Annotated in this window: 16 protein-coding genes and 2 pseudogenes; 13 read left to right on the forward strand and 5 right to left on the reverse strand. The window is 69.6% G+C overall.

The window, feature by feature from the left end; genetic code table 11:
* Positions 1–96 precede the first annotated feature (96 nt).
* Complete coding sequence (locus GKE56_RS15745) at positions 97–945, forward strand: hypothetical protein (RefSeq protein WP_154685348.1); 849 nt, start codon at positions 97–99, stop codon at positions 943–945.
* A gap of 48 nt (positions 946–993) precedes the next feature.
* Here the strand turns inward: GKE56_RS15745 and GKE56_RS16965 are convergent, their stop codons facing one another.
* The 3 genes from GKE56_RS16965 to GKE56_RS15755 form a co-directional block, all read right to left on the reverse strand.
* Positions 994–1161, reverse strand: coding sequence for a hypothetical protein (locus tag GKE56_RS16965; protein WP_195908177.1), 168 nt, complete (start codon positions 1159–1161; stop codon positions 994–996).
* 80 nt (positions 1162–1241) lie between these two features.
* A complete protein-coding gene (locus GKE56_RS15750) occupies positions 1242–2069 on the reverse strand; it encodes an ABC transporter permease (protein WP_154685349.1) in 828 nt (275 codons plus the stop codon).
* Positions 2066–2968: an ATP-binding cassette domain-containing protein gene (locus GKE56_RS15755; protein WP_195908178.1), complete on the reverse strand. Its 903-nt coding sequence runs from the start codon at positions 2966–2968 to the stop codon at positions 2066–2068. The genes GKE56_RS15750 and GKE56_RS15755 overlap by 4 nt, the downstream gene beginning before the upstream one ends.
* A gap of 232 nt (positions 2969–3200) precedes the next feature.
* On the opposite strand from GKE56_RS15755, the gene GKE56_RS15760 reads away from it, so the two are divergent.
* From GKE56_RS15760 to GKE56_RS15780, 6 genes and pseudogenes are all read left to right on the forward strand, one after another.
* Positions 3201–4049 (forward strand): GH25 family lysozyme, encoded by an 849-nt coding sequence (locus tag GKE56_RS15760; protein WP_195908179.1) that lies wholly within the window; start codon positions 3201–3203, stop codon positions 4047–4049.
* A gap of 144 nt (positions 4050–4193) precedes the next feature.
* Positions 4194–4562: pseudogene (locus tag GKE56_RS18405) on the forward strand (kinase/pyrophosphorylase); the annotation flags it as partial.
* A gap of 79 nt (positions 4563–4641) precedes the next feature.
* Positions 4642–4968, forward strand: coding sequence for a kinase/pyrophosphorylase (locus GKE56_RS18410; RefSeq protein WP_370518498.1), 327 nt, complete (start codon positions 4642–4644; stop codon positions 4966–4968).
* Entirely contained in the window at positions 4965–7325 is a 2361-nt protein-coding gene (gene ppsA, locus GKE56_RS15770; RefSeq protein ID WP_154685351.1) for a phosphoenolpyruvate synthase, read from the forward strand. The genes GKE56_RS18410 and ppsA overlap by 4 nt, the downstream gene beginning before the upstream one ends.
* A 31-nt stretch (positions 7326–7356) precedes the next feature.
* The gene (arfB, locus tag GKE56_RS15775) at positions 7357–7776 is read left to right on the forward strand and encodes an alternative ribosome rescue aminoacyl-tRNA hydrolase ArfB (protein WP_154685352.1); all 420 of its coding nucleotides are present in this window, start codon (positions 7357–7359) and stop codon (positions 7774–7776) included.
* An 84-nt stretch (positions 7777–7860) separates the two neighbouring features.
* On the forward strand, positions 7861–8292 hold the full coding sequence (locus tag GKE56_RS15780; RefSeq protein WP_154685353.1) for an SRPBCC family protein: 432 nt from the start codon (positions 7861–7863) through the stop codon (positions 8290–8292).
* Between the two features lie 7 nt (positions 8293–8299).
* Here the strand turns inward: GKE56_RS15780 and GKE56_RS15785 are convergent, their stop codons facing one another.
* Entirely contained in the window at positions 8300–9469 is a 1170-nt protein-coding gene (locus GKE56_RS15785; protein ID WP_154685354.1) for an ROK family transcriptional regulator, read from the reverse strand.
* Between the two features lie 196 nt (positions 9470–9665).
* Here GKE56_RS15785 and GKE56_RS15790 point away from each other — a divergent pair, with 196 nt between their 5' ends.
* The 5 genes from GKE56_RS15790 to GKE56_RS15810 are packed head-to-tail and all read left to right on the forward strand — an operon-like array spanning position 9666 to position 15442.
* A complete protein-coding gene (locus tag GKE56_RS15790; protein ID WP_154685355.1) occupies positions 9666–10940 on the forward strand; it encodes an extracellular solute-binding protein in 1275 nt (424 codons plus the stop codon).
* Complete coding sequence (locus tag GKE56_RS15795) at positions 10937–11884, forward strand: carbohydrate ABC transporter permease (RefSeq protein WP_154685356.1); 948 nt, start codon at positions 10937–10939, stop codon at positions 11882–11884. Before GKE56_RS15790 ends, GKE56_RS15795 begins: the two co-directional genes overlap by 4 nt.
* Positions 11881–12732, forward strand: coding sequence for a carbohydrate ABC transporter permease (locus tag GKE56_RS15800; RefSeq protein WP_154685357.1), 852 nt, complete (start codon positions 11881–11883; stop codon positions 12730–12732). The genes GKE56_RS15795 and GKE56_RS15800 overlap by 4 nt, the downstream gene beginning before the upstream one ends.
* Positions 12729–13820 carry a glycoside hydrolase family 15 protein gene (locus GKE56_RS15805; protein WP_154685358.1) on the forward strand — a complete coding sequence of 364 codons (1092 nt, stop codon included), beginning with the start codon at positions 12729–12731 and terminating at the stop codon, positions 13818–13820. Before GKE56_RS15800 ends, GKE56_RS15805 begins: the two co-directional genes overlap by 4 nt.
* Positions 13817–15442, forward strand: a complete 1626-nt coding sequence (locus GKE56_RS15810; RefSeq protein WP_195908180.1) for a glycoside hydrolase family 66 protein — start codon at positions 13817–13819, stop codon at positions 15440–15442. The genes GKE56_RS15805 and GKE56_RS15810 overlap by 4 nt, the downstream gene beginning before the upstream one ends.
* Before the next feature lie 19 nt (positions 15443–15461).
* Here GKE56_RS15810 and GKE56_RS15815 read toward each other — a convergent pair whose 3' ends face one another.
* The gene (locus GKE56_RS15815; protein WP_154685360.1) at positions 15462–15947 is read right to left on the reverse strand and encodes a hypothetical protein; all 486 of its coding nucleotides are present in this window, start codon (positions 15945–15947) and stop codon (positions 15462–15464) included.
* Between GKE56_RS15815 and GKE56_RS18415 the strand changes: the two are divergent.
* Positions 15856–16605 (forward strand): annotated as a pseudogene (locus GKE56_RS18415) (N,N-dimethylformamidase beta subunit family domain-containing protein); the annotation flags it as partial. The gene GKE56_RS15815 and the pseudogene GKE56_RS18415 sit on opposite strands and share 92 nt — an antisense overlap.
* Positions 16606–16637 lie beyond the last annotated feature (32 nt).

Consider the following 16637-nt stretch of genomic DNA (forward strand, 5'->3'; position numbering starts at 1 on the left):
CTGGTGGCAGTCGGTCTGCTCACCGGGTGCACCAGCCGCCCAGCCGGTGGGTCCACGAGCAGCTCTCACCCGCCGAGCACAACCTTTGAGACCCCGATGTCCACCGTCGGCACACGCTACGTTGCCTCGATCCAGGTCGGCGGCGGACGGCCGGTCCCGGTCACCGTCGACACGGGATCGAGTGGCCTGGTCATCGACTCCGCAGCGGTCGGCAGCGCCTTCACTGCCACGGGCCAACACCTCGAGCGGCATTATGGCTTCGCGACGGAGGGAACCTCGAACCTCGCAACCTCGATCATCACGACGGTCACGACCCTTGACGACGGATCGCGAACCCTGTCGACGGGCATGATTCCGGTGGCCACCTTCGCCGACAGCTCCCGGTCGGCATCGATGAGGCGCACCGGGACGTACGGCATCCTCGGCGTGGGGCCGAACATCGCTCCCCACAGCTACGGCTTGATGTCGCCCTTGGCTCAGCTGCCCGCGCCCTTCTGGGCCGGCTTCACGCTGGATCCCGCTGCCCACGTCCTCCGGTTGGGTCAGCCGCAGGTGACCAGTCCCTCCGCCGTCGTCCCACTGACTCGCTCGGGCGTGAGTTTCCCGAACGGCCACAGCTCCTGGTCGAAGGATGTCCAGCTGTGCTGGAGCGTTGGTGCGCGGCGCACGTGCGGCCCGACCGCGGTCGACAGCGGTGGCAACAACGGCACCGTCTCCTCCACGCTGCTCCCCGACGTCGACCACCTGGGCAACCATGTGGCGGCCGGCACTCGCGTGGCGATCGCCACCCCCACGGGGCAACCGATCGGGTCCGCGACGAGCAGCAGCCTGCACCCGGTGAACTACACGTCGGCGGACCACTTCAACTCAGGCGCCTTGCCCTTCACGGCCGGAGCGGTTGGCTTCGACCTCCTCGACGGAAAGCTCGTCTTCCAGGCCGGCTGACCGCGAGACCCGCGTCCGGCGTCGTACCCGGACGCGGGTTGAGCGCCTTCACCGATCCTTCAGGAACCGGAAGTAGAACGCGAGGAACACCAGCACTATCCCGACGTTGACCGCCAGCCGCTCCCAGGCCTGGTGCCTGAAGAACAGCAGGTCGACGACAACGACGACGAGCACCATCGTGAACACGTAGAGCGCTACCCAAGCCTGTCGTCCCATGACTCAATCCTCCTCCGCTCGGCTGTGGATGAGCAGGTCCGCCGCGCATCCCAGGGTGGGATGCGCGGTGGAACCTCGGGTCACTTGACCTCTGCGCGGCGGACGATCAGCAGCCCGATCAGCATGGGCAGGACGAACCAGAGCCCACCGGCAACGGCGAGATGGGCCCACTGCTGGCTCGAGACGCTGCCGTCGAACAGCGGGCGCTGCGCGACGTTGTAGTCCACCCACGGCTGCAGGTCGGCGAACCACTTCTGGTTGGCCGCCAGCAGGCCGAGCAGCGGTGGCAGCACGAGCGTGTACACGAAGTACGTGACGATCGCACCGGCCGAGTTGCGGATCACGAGGCCGAGCATGAAGCCGAACAGCATCCCGAGGACACTGCCCAGGACGATCAGCCCGAAGTGGGCCGCGGTGACGTTCCAGACCGGGTCGACGCCGGCGATGGCGCTGCCGACGAGGGTGCCGAGCACGCCGACGACGAGGGCGATGAACATCGCCACGACCCCCACCGTGACGGCGGCGAGGAACTTGGCCCCCAGCACCCGACCGCGGTGCGGCACCAGCGTGAAGGTCGTCAGACCACTGCGCTGGCTCCACTCGCTGGTCACCGCGAGGATCCCGATCATCGGCAGGATCACCGTCATCGGCGCCCCGATGGCGGCCGCGAAGTTGTCGAACGTGAGCTGGTCGTGAGGGGCGAACACGATGAGCGCCGCCGTGGCGAGCACACTCGTGATGACGATGCTGGCCATCAGCCAGAAGCCCGAACGGGTGTCGAACATCTTGCGCAGCTCGACCCCGATGATGCGGATCAGCGGGATCCGGGCGTCTGCCGTGCGGTCCGGCCCGCGGTCTGCGGTGGTGGGGGACTCGGACGCCCGGTTCGGGTGGATGGTGGTGGTCATGCGACTGCTCCTTCACGCTGGGTGTCTGCGGTGAGCTCGAGGAACATCTCCTCGAGCCCGGCCCCGTCGGCGGCGCGGAGCTCGGTGAGGGCCAGGCGGGCGGCAAGCGCGACCTCGCCCACCCGGTCCGGGGTTGCGTCGGTGTGGACACTGCCGTCGGGATGCGTCGTGGCCGACAGGCCGCCGCGCTCGAGGGCCGCGACGAGCGCCGCGCCGTCGCGAGCGCGCGCCACGGTGCCCGCCGCTGCGAGCAGGTCGGCCTTGGTGCCCTGCGCGACGATGCGGCCCTTGCCGATGACGACGAGGTCGTCGGCAATGACCTCGATCTCGTGGAGCAGGTGGCTGGAGAGCAGCACGGTGCCGCCCCGGTCGGCATACCCGCGCAGGAGGTCACGCATCCAGCGGATGCCGGCTGGGTCGAGGCCGTTGGCTGGCTCGTCGAGGATCAGCACGTACGGGTCCCCGAGCAGAGCTGCCCCGATGCCGAGGCGCTGGCGCATCCCGAGGGAGTAGTCCCGCACCCGTCGGTCGGCCTCGGTCGCGGTGAGGCTGACGAGGTCGAGCATCTCCTGGACCCGGGCTCGAGGCAGGCCCATCGTGCGCTGCACGAGGGTGAGGATCTCCCGACCGGTGCGCCCGGCGTGCTGGGCCGAGGCGTCCAGGAGGACGCCGACCTCGGTGCCGGGGTTGGGCAGGTCGGTGAAGCGGCGTCCGTCGATCGTGACGGATCCGGAGGTGGCCGGCGTGAGGCCGACCATGATGCGCATCGTCGTCGACTTGCCTGCACCGTTGGGGCCGAGGAAGCCGGTCACCCTGCCGGTGGCCGCCGTGAACGAGACGTCGTCGACCGCGGTGAGGCCGCGTCCGTAGGTCTTCGTGAGTGATTCGACTGTGATCATGCCGAGCATCGTGGCGTCGCCGGCCACGTGGACACATCGGGGAGGCGCCGGAGACTCACCCTGAGTCGACCCTGAGTCCCGCTCGGGGTCCGCGAGGTCCAGCTCGGGGTCCGATAGGTCAAGCGCACGCAGCGGGATGCGCCTGCGTCAGATGGGGGAGGCCCGGCGAGGATGCCGGTGGCACATTGCGGGGGAACGAGGGCGAAGCGACGGTCGAGGGACGGGAGCGCTGATGACGCTGCTCTTCGCGGACGTCTCCGAGTTCCAGGAGGACATCGACTGGACGGCCTACGGCGCAGCCCACCGTGCGGTGATCGTCCGGGCCGCGGTCACCTTCTGGTCGAGGCACCAGCAGCGAACGATCTACCGGGCAGACCTCACGTGGGCGCAGAACCTCCCGGGTGCCCGCACGCACTGCGACTGGCGCGGCTTCTACCTCTACCTGGACGCGACGGCGAACCCCCGGCGGGCGGCCCGCCTGTTCGCCGACACCGTTGGCCCGCTGCTGCCCGGCGAGGTCGCCATCCTCGACCTCGAGGAGGGCGACGGCGACCAGTCGGCTCGCCGGGCCGAGTTCCTCGACGAGCTCCACGCGCCAGTCGAGTGGACCTACTCGGGCCTCGACTTCTCGCAGCACCACCTGCCGGGCGTCGCGATCGACTGGCTGGCGGCATACCAGGACAACGAGCCGACCAAGCCCCATCTGCTCTGGCAGAACACCGACGCCGCACAGTGGCCCGGGATCGCCAAGCCCTGTGATGGCAACCGGTTCAACGGCACCCTCGACGACCTCATCGCCCTCACCACCAACCCATCCCTTCTGGAGGTCGACATGCCCCTGAACGATGACGACGTCAAGAAGATCTGGGGGTTCCCCGGAGTGGACAACGTCCAAGGCGGCGCCCAGACCATCTGGCGCACCGTCGTGGAGGGCACCGTCAACTCGCGTGAGGTCCGCCGGCTCGAGGGGCAGGTGGCGGTGCTCACGACCGCGCTGCAGGCGCTGGCGCAGGCGAAGGGAGCCGATGCGGCGGCGATCACCAAGGCGGTGGTGGACAAGATCAACAGCCTCCACCTGTAGCGAAGCCACCCTGGCTGTCACGCGACTCGCGCCGAGTCGATAGGTTGCACGGGGAGTCGTGGTTCGCGAGAGGAGGGCGCCGTGCAGCCTGAGGCCATTCCTGTCTTCTTCCTTTCCGACAGCACCGGCATCAGTGCGGAGACGATGGGCAACGCGCTGCTCATCCAGTTCCCGGACCTGCGGTTCGAGCGCCGACTCATCCCGTTCATCGCCACCGCAGAGGAAGCGCGCAAGGTCGTCGCCATCCTCGACGCCGCGATGGAGGGGCCGGTGACCCCGCTGGCGTTCACGACGGCCGCGACCGAGGAGGTCCGCGAGGTCCTGCGGACGTCACGGTGTCCCATCATCGACTTCTTCGAGATGCACATGGAGCGGGTCGAGTCGATCCTCGGCGTCTCGGGGGCCCGGGTGGCTGCCCGGCTGCACGGGGTGGGAGACGTCAAGCGCTACAACACGCGCATGCAGGCGATCGAGTACGCCATCGAGCACGACGACGGCCAGAGCCTGCGCGCCCTCGACCGGGCCGAGGTGATCCTCGTGGCGCCCTCCCGGTGCGGCAAGACCCCGACGACGATGTACCTGGCTCTGCAGCATGGGCTTGTTCGTGGCCAACTACCCGTTGCTGGACGAGGACCTCCAGAGCACCGACCTGCCGCGGCCCATCGCCGAGCTGGGGGACCGGTGCTTCGGCCTGATCGCGACCCCGGCGCGGCTGTCCGAGGTGCGCCAGCAACGTCGACCGAACTCGACGTACGCCTCCCTGGAGCAGTGCACCCGGGAGCTGCGCCGCGCCGACGCGCTCTACCGTGCCAACGGCATACCGGTCATCAACTCCACCACGAGGTCGGTGGAGGAGATGTCCACCCAGATCCTCCAGACCCTTGGTTCCCGACCCTCTCGCGAAAGAAGCCGGACATGAGCAACGTGCTGTGGTTCTCCACCCTGGGCATGAAGGACCTCGACCAGGTGGGCGGCAAGAACGCCTCCCTGGGTGAGATGGTCAGCAACCTGGCCTCGGCCGGGGTGCGGGTGCCGGACGGGTTCGCGACCACCGCCGACGCCTACCGCGCGTTCATCGCCCAGTCCGGGCTGGCCGACACGATCATCGGCGAGATGGCCCAGCTCGACACCGAGGACGTCATGCAGCTCGCCGAGGTGGGTCAGCGGGTGCGGGCGACCATCGTGAACCAGCCGCTGCCGGCCGACATCGAGGCCGACATCCGCAAGGCCTACGACCAGCTCGTCGCCGACAACCCGGAGGCCACCTTCGCGGTGCGCTCCAGTGCGACGGCCGAGGACCTGCCGGACGCGTCGTTCGCCGGCCAGCAGGAGACCTTCCTCAACATCCACGGCATCGACGCCGTGCTGCAGGCGATCAAGGAGGTCTTCGCCTCGCTCTACAACGACCGGGCGATCGCGTACCGCGTGCACCACGGCTTCGAGCACGAGACGGTGGCGCTGTCGGCCGGGGTGCAGCGCATGGTCCGCTCGGACATCGGGGCGTCGGGGGTGATGTTCACCATGGACACCGAGTCGGGGTTCGACGACGCGGTGTTCATCACCTCGTCCTACGGCCTGGGCGAGGCAGTCGTCCAGGGCGCGGTCAACCCCGACGAGTTCTACGTCTACAAGCCGGGCCTGCGTGCGGGTCGCCCCGCGATCCTCAAGCGTGCCGTGGGTGGCAAGGCGACCAAGATGGTCTACACCTCCGACGCCGCGGTGGGGAAGACGACCGAGTTCGTCGATGTCGAGCCCGCTCAGCAACGGCTCCTGAGCCTGACCGACGCCGAGGTCGAGGAGCTCGCCCGGCATGCGCTGGTGATCGAGGACCACTACGGCCGCCCGATGGACATCGAGTGGGGCAAGGACGGCCTCGACGGGCAGCTCTACGTCCTCCAGGCCCGGCCCGAGACGGTGAAGTCGCGCCAGTCCGCCACCACCGTGTCCCGCTACCGCATCACCGGGAGCGGGCCGCTGCTGGTCGAGGGACGCGCCATCGGGCAGAAGGTCGGCGCCGGCGCGGTGCGGGTGCTGGCCTCAGCCGACCAGATGCGTGACTTCCAGCCCGGCGAGGTCCTCGTGGCCGACATGACCGACCCCGACTGGGAGCCGATCATGAAGCGCGCGAGCGCGATCGTGACCAACCGGGGTGGGCGCACCTGCCACGCCGCGATCATCGCCCGCGAGCTCGGCATACCGGCTGTCGTCGGTGCCGGGAACGCCACGAGCGAGCTGGCCGACGGGCGTGAGGTCACCGTCTCGTGCGCCGAGGGCGACACCGGCTACGTGTATGCCGGACTGCTCGACTTTGCGGTCGAGGAGACCGACATGCAGGCCATGCCGCAGATCCCGGTCGGCATCATGATGAACGTCGGCACACCGGACCAGGCGTTCGCGTTCTCGCGACTGCCGAACGAGGGGGTCGGGCTGGCCCGGCTGGAGTTCATCATCAACCGGCAGATCGGCATCCACCCCAAGGCGCTGCTCGACCACGAGCTGCTGACCGGGACGGTGCGCGACCAGGTCGACGCGGCGGTGGCGCCGTACGCCTCGCCGCGGGAGTACTTCGTGCAGCGCGTGGCCGAGGGTGTGGCGACCATCGCCGCGGCCTTTGCGCCCAAGCACGTGATCGTGCGGATGTCGGACTTCAAGTCCAACGAGTACGCCAACCTCGTCGGGGGAGACCTCTACGAGCCGCATGAGGAGAACCCGATGATCGGGTACCGCGGCGCCTCGCGGTACCTGTCCGAGGAGTTCCGCGAGTGCTTCGCGATGGAGTGCGAGGCGCTGCGCTACGTCCGCGACGAGATGGGGCTGAGCAACGTCAAGGTGATGATCCCGTTCGTGCGTACGGTGACCGAGGCCAAGGGGGTCATCGACCTGCTCGCCGAGCACGGGCTGCGGCGCGGCGAGAACGACCTGCAGGTCATCATGATGTGCGAGATCCCCTCCAACGCCGTCATCGCCGACCAGTTCCTCGACCACTTCGACGGGTTCTCGATCGGCTCGAACGACATGACCCAGCTGACCCTCGGGCTCGACCGCGACTCCGCCCTCGTCGCGGCCGGTTTCGACGAGCGTGACCCCGCCGTCAAGGCGATGCTGGCCATGGCGATCACCGCCTGCAAGGCGCGCGGCAAGTACGTCGGCATCTGCGGTCAGGGCCCGAGCGACCACCCCGACCTCGCCGAATGGCTGCTCGAGCAGGGCATCGACACGATGTCCCTCAACCCTGACTCCGTCGTCGAGACCTGGGTCCGCCTCGGCCGCTCCTGAGTGGCAGCGGCGAGGAGGACGAGGAGCTGAGATGCCGGGCCCGCTGCACGTCCGAGGTTCGGTGGTCATCCCCGAGGCCGAGCTCGTCTGGCGCTTCTCGCGGTCGTCGGGCCCGGGCGGCCAAGGCGTCAACACGACCGACTCACGAGTCGAGCTGCGCTATGACGTGGCGAACTCGACGGCGCTGAGCCCGGCGCAACGGGCGCGCGCGCTGGAGCGGCTCGCCGGGCGGCTCGTCGACGGGGTCCTCTCGGTCACGGCATCCGAGCAGCGCTCCCAGCTGCGCAACCGCGAGACCGCGCAGCGGCGACTCGCGCTGGAAGTCGCGGCAGCCATCGCCCCACCCCCTCGGATGCGACGCCCCACTCGAGCGACCCGCGCGTCGGTGGAGCGGCGCATCGCGGGCAAGAAGCGGCGTTCCGAGATCAAGCGGCTGCGGCGACCCGACTGAGGCGCCCGTGGTCACCGGCGGGCCGACCTGCGACGATGAGCGCCGGAGGACCGCCTCCGCCTGTGCCAGCCCGAGGAGCAGCCGATGCCGAACGCCCAACGCACCGTGGTGATCAACCGTCCTGTCGAGGAGGTGTTCGCCTTCTTCACCAACCCCGCCAACGACCCCACCTGGCGCCCCCAGGTCAAGGAGATCTCGGCGCAGGGTGCCCCCACGGCGGGCGCCAAGATCCACCAGGTGATCGAGGGCCCAGGCGGCCGGGGGATCCCGGCGGACATCGAGGTGACCGGGTATGAACCATCCAGCCTCTACGCCTTCCAGGTGGTGGCAGGCCCGGCCCGTCCGTCGGGCCAGTTCCGGTTCGCTCCGTCCGGTGAGGGCACCGAGGTCACCTTCTCGCTCAGTGCCGAGCTGAGTGGGCTGAAGAAGCTCCTGATGTCCGGGCAGGTCCAGAAGTCCATGAACGGCGAGATGGCAGCACTGGACACCGCCAAGACGCTGATCGAGGCACGGTAGGCCTCGGCTAGGAGTCGCGGGACAGCACGAACTGCTGAATCGCGACCGACGCCGCGCCGCGCGCCCACAGGTCGGCGTCGTGCGGCTGGATGACCAGGTCCACGGGCGCGGCATTCGGGTCTCGGTCGCGCTGCACGCCTTCGAGCACGGCATCGCGTGCGACGACCGCCAGGTCGATTCCCTCGCCGGACAAGAAGATCCGTTCGCACATGGTCAGGTTCGCGACCGCCGCGACGAGCCGCCCGAGGGCGAGGCCCGACGCATGCACGATGGCCCGAGCGGCGGGGTCCCCCGCGCGCGCCAGCTGCATGACCTCGTCGTACGTCACGTCGCGGCGCAGCGCCAGCGCCGCCTGCGCGGTCACGCCGGTGATGCTGAGCATGGTGTCGGCACAACCGCGGTGGCCATCGGCGCACCACGGTCCGTCGGGGTCGACGGGGAAGTGGCCGACCAGGCCGACGCCGGCATCGGGACTCGTGACGAGGCGGCGGTGCGTGACCAGGCCGTAGCCGACCCCCGCGCCGATGGTGAGGATGGCGAAGCTGTCCACGTCACGGCCGTCTCCGAACCACTGCTCGGCCACGGTGAGCGCCACCAGGTCGTTCTCGATGACGGTGGGCAGCCCCAGCGTCTGGGTGGCGAGGTCGGCCAGCGGGACGTCTGTCCAGTGCAGGAACGGCGCGCGGGTGACGAGCCGGTGGTCGGGGGTGCTTCCGCCGAGGCTCAGGCCCAGCCCGCTGACGCGGTCGACGTCACCCAGGCGCGGGAGCAGCGTCCGGATCGCCTCGACCACGTCGGCTGGGTCCTGCGAGGGAAGGGGTGCCTCGGCCGCAGCCTGGATCTCGGCGCGCAGGTTGGTGCGCACGGCGTGGAGCGTGTCGCCGGCGAGCTTGACGCCGATGAACGAGTGGGCGCCCGCGGCGATGTCGAGCGGTCGCGCCGGGCGCCCGAGGCGGCCGACGACCGGCTCGTCGGCGGGCACCAGCAGTCCCCGCTCGACGAGGGGCGCACTCAGGCGCGTCAGCGTCGGAGCCGACACGCCGAGACGGTCCGCGAGTTCCCGTCGCGACAGGGGACCATGGATCAGGACGGTGAGCGCGAGGTCGCGGGCCAGGCCGTCAAGGTCCCCGCTCCCCGCGGCCCCGGTCCAGGGCCCCTCAGCCGTGTCGGTCCCCATGCCCCCGCCTTCCTCCGTTGCCGTCGTCCACTGGTGATCGGTCGTGATCCTGATCGTTCGTTTCAGCATGATGCTAATGCACCGCGTCAAGTCGTGTCGTGGAAGCTATTGACGCCAACTAAGTTCCGTGGTGAAAATAACACCGACGGATGGCGCTCGCCTTCCCTCTCGCCCCGCTCATGCTCAAGGAGGAGTCATGCGCATGCATCCCCCCCTCGCCCGGTGGGCTGTCGTCGGGACCGCGGTGCTTGGCCTGGCGGCCTGTGCCGGCGGGTCCACGGCCGCCACGTCGTCCGATGCCAACCAGAAGGTGACGCTCACCTACTGGCACGCGTACAGCGCCGACAGCCCCGAGGTGAACACCCTCACCACGGTGGTCATCCCCGGGTTCGAGAAGACGCACCCCAACATCACGGTCAAGGCGGTCGCCTTCCCCTACGACCAGCTCCACCAGAAGCTGCTCACGTCCACGGCGGGCGGCACCCTGCCCTGTCTGGTGCGAAGCGACATCATCTGGGTGCCCGAGCTCGCCCAGCTCGGAGCCATCACCGCACTCGACGGGGTGATGAAGGACTATGACGCCGTCACGAGCCGCACCTACCCCGGCGCCCTGGCGACCACCGTGTGGAAGGGCAAGCACTACGGCCTGCCGCTCGACACCAACACCCGGGTCCTGATGTACAACCAGGCCACGCTCGCCAAGGCCGGGATGAACGCGCCCCCCAAGACCTTCGACGAGCTGCGCGCCCTCGCGGACAAGCTCAAGGGCAGCAAGGACGTCGCCTTCGCCGACAACGGCACCAGCGGCTGGAACCTCTTCCCCTGGATCTGGTCGGCCGGCGGCGACATCACCGACAAGGGCATGACCAAGGCGACCGGCTACCTCAACTCGCCGCAGTCCGTCGCGGGCGTCCAGCTGCTCGTCGACCTGCACAAGCAGGGCCAGGTGCCTGACCTGATCCTCGGCGGCAAGGGCGGCATCGACACCTCGGTCGGGCTCCCCAGCGGGCAGTACGCCTCGATCCTCGACGGACCGTGGATGTTCCCGATCTTCCAGAAGCAGAACCCCAACTTCGCGCTCAAGACGGCGATGGTGCCGGCCGGTCCCGGCGGGTCCGTGTCGGTCGTCGGCGGCGAGGACCTCGTCATGACGTCGAGCTGTGACCACAAGGACCAGGCTGCAGAGTTCGCGCGGTACATGCTCAGCGACGACGCCCAGACGGCCATGGCCAAGGTGGGCCAGATGCCGGTGCTCGCCGACCTCGGGAGCAAGCTCACCGACATCCAGCCGTACTACGCGATCTTCGCCGAGCAGCTGAAGTCGGCCCGGGCCCGGCTCCCGCACCCGCAGTACCCGAAGATCGAGTCGATCATCTCGACCGAGGTGCAGAAGGCGTTCAAGGGCCAGCAGAGCGTGCAACAGGCCCTCGACAACGCGGCCAAGCAGATCGACCCCCTCCTCGCCGGATGACCATTCCCGCAGACACCCAGGTCCGTCCGCGCCGTTTCCCCTGGCGGCGCGGGCGGGCCTGGGGCGGCTCGACCGGCACGGCATACCTCTTCCTCGCCCCGGGTCTGGTCCTGTTCGTGACGCTCATCGCCTACCCGGTGTTGCTGGCGCTACGCATCAGCTTCTACGACTGGAAGGTCGTGCAGGGCGCCGTGAGCCCGTTCGTGGGCCTCGACCAGTACACCCGCGCCCTGGGTGACCCGATCCTGCGCAAGGCCGCCGTCAACACCGTCTTCTACCTCGTGGCGACCGTGCCGGCACAGCTGGCGATCGGCATGGCGCTGGCTCTGCTGCTCAACCGCGCGATCCGCGGGCGGGTGGTGTTCCGGGCGCTCTACTACCTGCCGGTCATCACGAGCTGGGTGGTCGTGTCCCTCGTCTTCGAGTACCTGTTCAACACCCAGGCCGGACTGGTCAACCACGTCCTGGTCGACTGGCTTCACGTGATCGGCGCACCGGTGGACTGGCTTGGCTCGCGCTGGCCGGCCCTGGTCACCCTCAGCCTGCTCGGGATCTGGAAGGGCGTCGGCTGGTCGATGCTGATCTTCCTGGCCGCGCTTCAGGCGGTGCCGAGAGAGCTGCTCGACTCCGCCGCCGTCGATGGCGCAGGGCCGGTGCGGCAGTTCTTCTCGGTGATCCTGCCGCTGCTGCGGCCTGTCGTCGCCTTCGTCACGGTCATGCTCGTCATCGGGGGGTTCAACGTGTTCATCTCGGTCTTCATCATGACCGGCGGAGGGCCGGCCAACGACACCGAGGTGGTCCTCACCTACATGTACAAGCAGGCCTTCACCTTCCTCGACTTCGGCTACGGGTCAGCGATCGCCTACCTGCTCGCCCTCGTGATCTTCGCGCTCTCCTTCGCCCAGATGCGACTGTTCCGCTACGACCAGGAGGTCGGCTCATGACAGCGGTGGTCACCTCCCGAGGACGGCGCAGCGGCACGCCGTGGTTCCGGTATGCCGTGCTCATCGTCGGCGCGGTCGTCACCTGCGTGCCGTTCCTGATGATGGTCTCGACGTCGTTCAAGAAGCAGACCTTCGTCCTCGAGGTTCCGCCGAAGCTGATTCCGCACGACCCCACGCTGGCCAACTACCAGCAGGCGTGGAGCTCGACGGGCTTCGCGACGTACTTCCTCAACAGCGTGCTCGTTGCCGTGTCCACGGTCGCCGGCGTCCTGCTGATCGGCGCGATGATGGCCTACGCGTTCGCGAGGTTCGAGTTCCCGGGCAAGCGCCCGATCTTCCTCATGCTCGTCGCGACGTTGATGATCCCGGGGATGATGCTCATCATCCCGCAGTACCTGGTCGCGAAGGACCTGCACGTCCTCGACTCGCGGCTCGGGCTGGTGCTCTTCTACGTCGCGGGCCAGCTCGCGTTCACGACCTTCCTGCTGCGCGGGTTCATCGTCACCATCCCGCGGGACCTCGACGAGGCCATGCTCATCGACGGGGCCGGCCGGTTCCGCATCTTCTGGAGCCTGATCCTGCCGCTGTGCCGGCCGGCGCTCGCCACGGCAGGCATCTTCTCTTTCCTCGGTGCGTGGGACGAGTTCGTCTGGGCCGTCACCGTCATCGACTCTCCCGAGAAGCGCACGCTTCCCATCGCCATCGCCCTGTTCCAGGGGCAGCACGCGACGTCGTGGGGTCTGGTCTTCGCCGCCTCCGTCATCGCGGTCGTGCCCGTGATCACCGTGTTCATCATCTTCCAGCGGCAGTTCGTCGCTGGCGTCCAGGCAGGAGCACTCAAGGGATGACCATCGCCCTCTCGCCGACCCGCACCGCGCTGGTCGACCACTCGTTGCGCGTGCTCATGGCCGGCCAGGCCGCGAGCGGCGCGTTCGTGGCCAGCCCGACCTTCGCCACGTACCACTACGCCTGGCTGCGCGACGGCAGCTTCGTCGCCGAGGCTCTCGACCGGTTCGGCGAGACCGAGGCGGCGGCCCGGTTCCACGCCTGGGTCTGTCGCACGGTGCTCAAGATGCGTCCCCGGGTCGAGCGAGCTGTCGCGGCCGCCAGTGGCGGTGACGTCGCAGCGATGCTGCCCACGCGGTTCGAGCTCGACGGCCGCGAGGAGTCCGGTGAGGAGGACTGGCCCAACTTCCAGCTCGACGGCTACGGCACCTGGCTGTGGTCGTTCGCCCAGCACCTGCGCCGCACCCGTCAGGTCGCGCGCCCGCACGAGCTCGAAGCGGTAGAGCTCATCGCCCGGTACCTCGACGCGGCCCGGGACCAGAGCTGTTACGACTGCTGGGAGGAGCACGTCGAACACCGTCACGCCGCGACCGTCGCGGCCTGCGCCGCGGGACTGCGGGCCGCCGGGGACCTGCTGCAGCAGAACGCATTTCGCGACACCGCTGTGAGCCTGGAGCAGATCCTGGTACGCGACTTCAGCCGTGACGGTGCGTTCGTCAAGCACGACGGGTCGACCGCGGTCGACGCGTCGCTGCTGTGGCTTGCGCTTCCTTTCGGAGTGGTCGCCGCGGACGACCCGCTGTTCCTGGGCACCGTCGCGCGCGTCGAGCGCGAGCTGCAGGTGCCGGCTGGCGGCGTGCGTCGCTACCTCGGCGACACGTTCTACGGGGGTGGCGAGTGGGTCATCCTGACGGCCTGGCTCGGGTGGGCGCACCACACCGCTGGGCGGGAGCACGCTGCCCTCGAGTGCCTGAAATGGGTCGAGTCGACGGCGACCGCGTCCCTCGACCTCCCGGAACAGGTCGACACCCATCCCCAGAGTCCGGGGCACGTGGCCGAGTGGGTGGACCGTTGGGGCCCGTCGGCGACACCCCTGCTGTGGTCTCACGCCATGTACCTCACCCTGGTCGACGAGCTGGGGCTTCGATGAGCACGCTCCTCGACCTCAGGCTCGAGCGCTCTGACGCTCGCCCGCAGGACGAGGTCGTGCTCCTGCTCGACACGCCATCGACAATGGCGACCACCCCAACCGCCACCCGCAGCGCCAGCCTCACGGTCACCAGCCTCGGAGATCGCATCCTCACTCGGGAGATCGACCTCGTGGCAGGGCGGCAGCGCATCGTGCTGGGTCGCTTCGACGCAGGCTCCTACGCCGTCACCGTGCGGGTCGACGACGACGTCGCGCACACGGCATACGACGTGCTCGAGGACCGGGCGACGCGTCCGCGGTACGGCTTCGTGACGGACTTCCGGCCAGGCCGGTCGGACGGCGAGGCCGTGGCCGAGTCGCTGCGCGCGTTCCACCTCACACACGTCCAGTTCTACGACTGGATGTACCGGCACGCCGAGCTGCTGCCCCCGGAGGACGTCTTCGTCGACACCCTGGGTCGCGAGCTGTCCCTCGCCGTGGTGCGCGACTTCATCGAGGCGGTCCACGACGCCGGAGCCGAGGCCCTCGCGTATGCCGCGGTGTACGCGGCGGGCAAGGACTACGCCGCCGCCCACCCGGAGGAGCTGATCCACCACCCCGACGGAAGCCCGTGGATGCTCGGTGACTTCCTCTGGAACACCGACCTCAGCGCCGGCTCGTCGTGGTCGAGGCACATCGTCGAGGAGATGGGGCTGGCGGTGGAGATCGTCGGCTTCGACGGGCTCCACCTGGACCAGTACGGCGACCCCAAGCTCGCGACGACCGCGACCGGCGGCGTACTCGACCTCGCAGCAGCCTTCCCGGCCTTCATCGACGCGGTCCGTCGACGCCTGCCTGCCGCGACCCTGATCTTCAACAACGTCAACAACTTTCCGACCCGCACCACCGTCACGGCGGCCCAGGATGCCACCTATATCGAGGTGTGGTCGCCCCACGACGACCACGCCGACCTCGTCGACCTCGTGCGGGGGGCCCGCGCGCTGGCGCCATCGCGCCCGGTCATCCTGGCGGCATACCTCGAACCCTTCGCGAACGGCTGCGGTCCGGCCGAGCTCGCGGCGGCGAAGCTGGCGCTCGCGACCACGTGGGCGGAGGGCGGCCAGTACCTTCTCTTCGGCGAGTCCGCGGGCGTGCTGGTGCACCCGTACTACCCGAACTACGCGACCCTGACCGAGCCGGCGACCAGGGAGCTGCGCGCGTTCGTCGACTTCTCGGTGGCCAACGGCGACCTGCTCTTCGACCCAGACCTGCTCGAGGCCACGACCCACCTCGTCGGCGGGATCAACGGGGACGTGACGGTCGAGGGAGTCCCGGTCGCGTTGCGTCCCACGGCCGGCGCGGTGTGGGTCAGGGCGGCCACCTGCGGAGCCAGGCTCGTGATCCAGCTGGTCGACTACACGTCCCAGGCCGACGGTCGGTGGAACGTCCCGCGTCAGGAGACGGTGCCGGTCACCGGGGTGCGCCTCGCGGTGCGCGTCGCCTCGGAGACGGTCCGGGTCCGCGGCGGACACCCCGGCGCGGGCCCCGGTCTGCGGGAGCTGGCCGCGACGAGGGACGGCGAGGTCGTCACCATCGAGGTCCCCTCCTTCGAGGCGTGGGCCATGGTGGTCATCGATCGCTGACCGGGTCGGAGGGTGCCGCCTACCCTTGGGGAATGAGGCGACGGTGCCCTCCGGTCGCGCTGCTCCTCGGCCTTCTTGTCGCCGGGTGCAGCGCCGCCCCTCCCGCGCGACCGGGCGTGCCCGGGAGCTCCCGACCCGGGTCGGGCGTCACCACGCCGGCGACCCCGGCGGCGCCCCCATCGGTGGTCTCCGGCGCCCCGGCCTCGGCGAACCCCTGCGCTCCACCCGAGCTCACCCTGGACCCGCACTGGCGGATCGTCCGGCCCGGCGCGCCGGCCGACCTGGAGGGGTGGGCCGACCGCACGAGCGTCCTGCCCGGTGAACCCGTGGCCCTCCACGTCTCGAGCGCGGCCCCGACGTTCACGGCCACGGCATACCGGATGGGGTGGTACGGCGCAGCCGGGGGTGCCCGCGTGTGGCGGTCGCCAGGGACCATCGGACGGGTGCGCGCCCGCCCCTCGACGGCCTCCTGGATGGCTTCCCCGACGCGCACGGTGACGACCACCTGGCCGGCCTCCCTGGCCCTCCCCACCGCCAGCTGGCCGCCGGGGGCCTACCTGATCCGGCTCGACTCCAGGCGGGGACAGCGCTTCGTGCCGCTGACGGTGCGCTCGCCCGACACGCGGGGGCGGCTGGTCCTGGTCGACGACGTCACCACGTGGCAGGCGTACAACGAGTGGGGTGGTCTCAGCCTCTACCACGGCCTCGGCGGCGAGGTCGACTTCGCTGGCCGGAGCCGGGCCGTCTCCTTCGACCGTCCGTACGCAGGCGACGGGTCAGGTGGTTTCCTCCAGCAGGACCTGCCCGCGATCGCGCACGCCGAGCGCCTCGGGCTCTGCCTCGCCTACGCCACCGATGTCGACGTCCACGCCGTGGCCGGCCTGCTCACGGGGGCGGCCGGGCTCGTCAGCCTCAGCCACGACGAGTACTGGTCCAGTGCCATGCGGGCGGCAGTGACCCAGGCGCGGGACACGGGCGCCAACGTCGCGTTCCTCGGCGCCAATGCCGTCTTCCGTCACATGCGGTTCGGCTCGACGTGGTTCGGACCGGACCGGCTCGAGATCGACTACAAGCGGCTCTCGGATCCGTGGTACGGGCGCGACGACAGTGAGGTGACCGTGGACTGGCGCGAGCCCCCGGTCCCGAGGCCAGAGAGCACGCTGACCGGCGTCTTCTACGAGTGCAACCCCGTCGA

The organism is Nostocoides sp. HKS02 (genome assembly GCF_009707485.1).
Classification (GTDB): Bacteria; Actinomycetota; Actinomycetes; order Actinomycetales; family Dermatophilaceae; genus Pedococcus.

Coding starts and splice junctions, on each gene's coding strand:
- GKE56_RS15745 (WP_154685348.1), top strand. CDS start 97: ATGTCCACCGTCGGCACACGCTACGTTGCCTCGATCCAGGTCGGCGGC.
- ppsA (WP_154685351.1), top strand. CDS start 4,965: ATGAGCAACGTGCTGTGGTTCTCCACCCTGGGCATGAAGGACCTCGAC.
- GKE56_RS15795 (WP_154685356.1), top strand. CDS start 10,937: ATGACCATTCCCGCAGACACCCAGGTCCGTCCGCGCCGTTTCCCCTGG.
- GKE56_RS18410 (WP_370518498.1), top strand. CDS start 4,642: ATGGGCTTGTTCGTGGCCAACTACCCGTTGCTGGACGAGGACCTCCAG.
- GKE56_RS15750 (WP_154685349.1), bottom strand. CDS start 2,069: ATGACCACCACCATCCACCCGAACCGGGCGTCCGAGTCCCCCACCACC.
- GKE56_RS15800 (WP_154685357.1), top strand. CDS start 11,881: ATGACAGCGGTGGTCACCTCCCGAGGACGGCGCAGCGGCACGCCGTGG.
- GKE56_RS15760 (WP_195908179.1), top strand. CDS start 3,201: ATGACGCTGCTCTTCGCGGACGTCTCCGAGTTCCAGGAGGACATCGAC.
- GKE56_RS15805 (WP_154685358.1), top strand. CDS start 12,729: ATGACCATCGCCCTCTCGCCGACCCGCACCGCGCTGGTCGACCACTCG.
- GKE56_RS15810 (WP_195908180.1), top strand. CDS start 13,817: ATGAGCACGCTCCTCGACCTCAGGCTCGAGCGCTCTGACGCTCGCCCG.
- arfB (WP_154685352.1), top strand. CDS start 7,357: ATGCCGGGCCCGCTGCACGTCCGAGGTTCGGTGGTCATCCCCGAGGCC.
- GKE56_RS15780 (WP_154685353.1), top strand. CDS start 7,861: ATGCCGAACGCCCAACGCACCGTGGTGATCAACCGTCCTGTCGAGGAG.
- GKE56_RS15790 (WP_154685355.1), top strand. CDS start 9,666: ATGCGCATGCATCCCCCCCTCGCCCGGTGGGCTGTCGTCGGGACCGCG.
- GKE56_RS15785 (WP_154685354.1), bottom strand. CDS start 9,469: ATGGGGACCGACACGGCTGAGGGGCCCTGGACCGGGGCCGCGGGGAGC.
- GKE56_RS16965 (WP_195908177.1), bottom strand. CDS start 1,161: ATGGGACGACAGGCTTGGGTAGCGCTCTACGTGTTCACGATGGTGCTC.
- GKE56_RS15755 (WP_195908178.1), bottom strand. CDS start 2,968: ATGATCACAGTCGAATCACTCACGAAGACCTACGGACGCGGCCTCACC.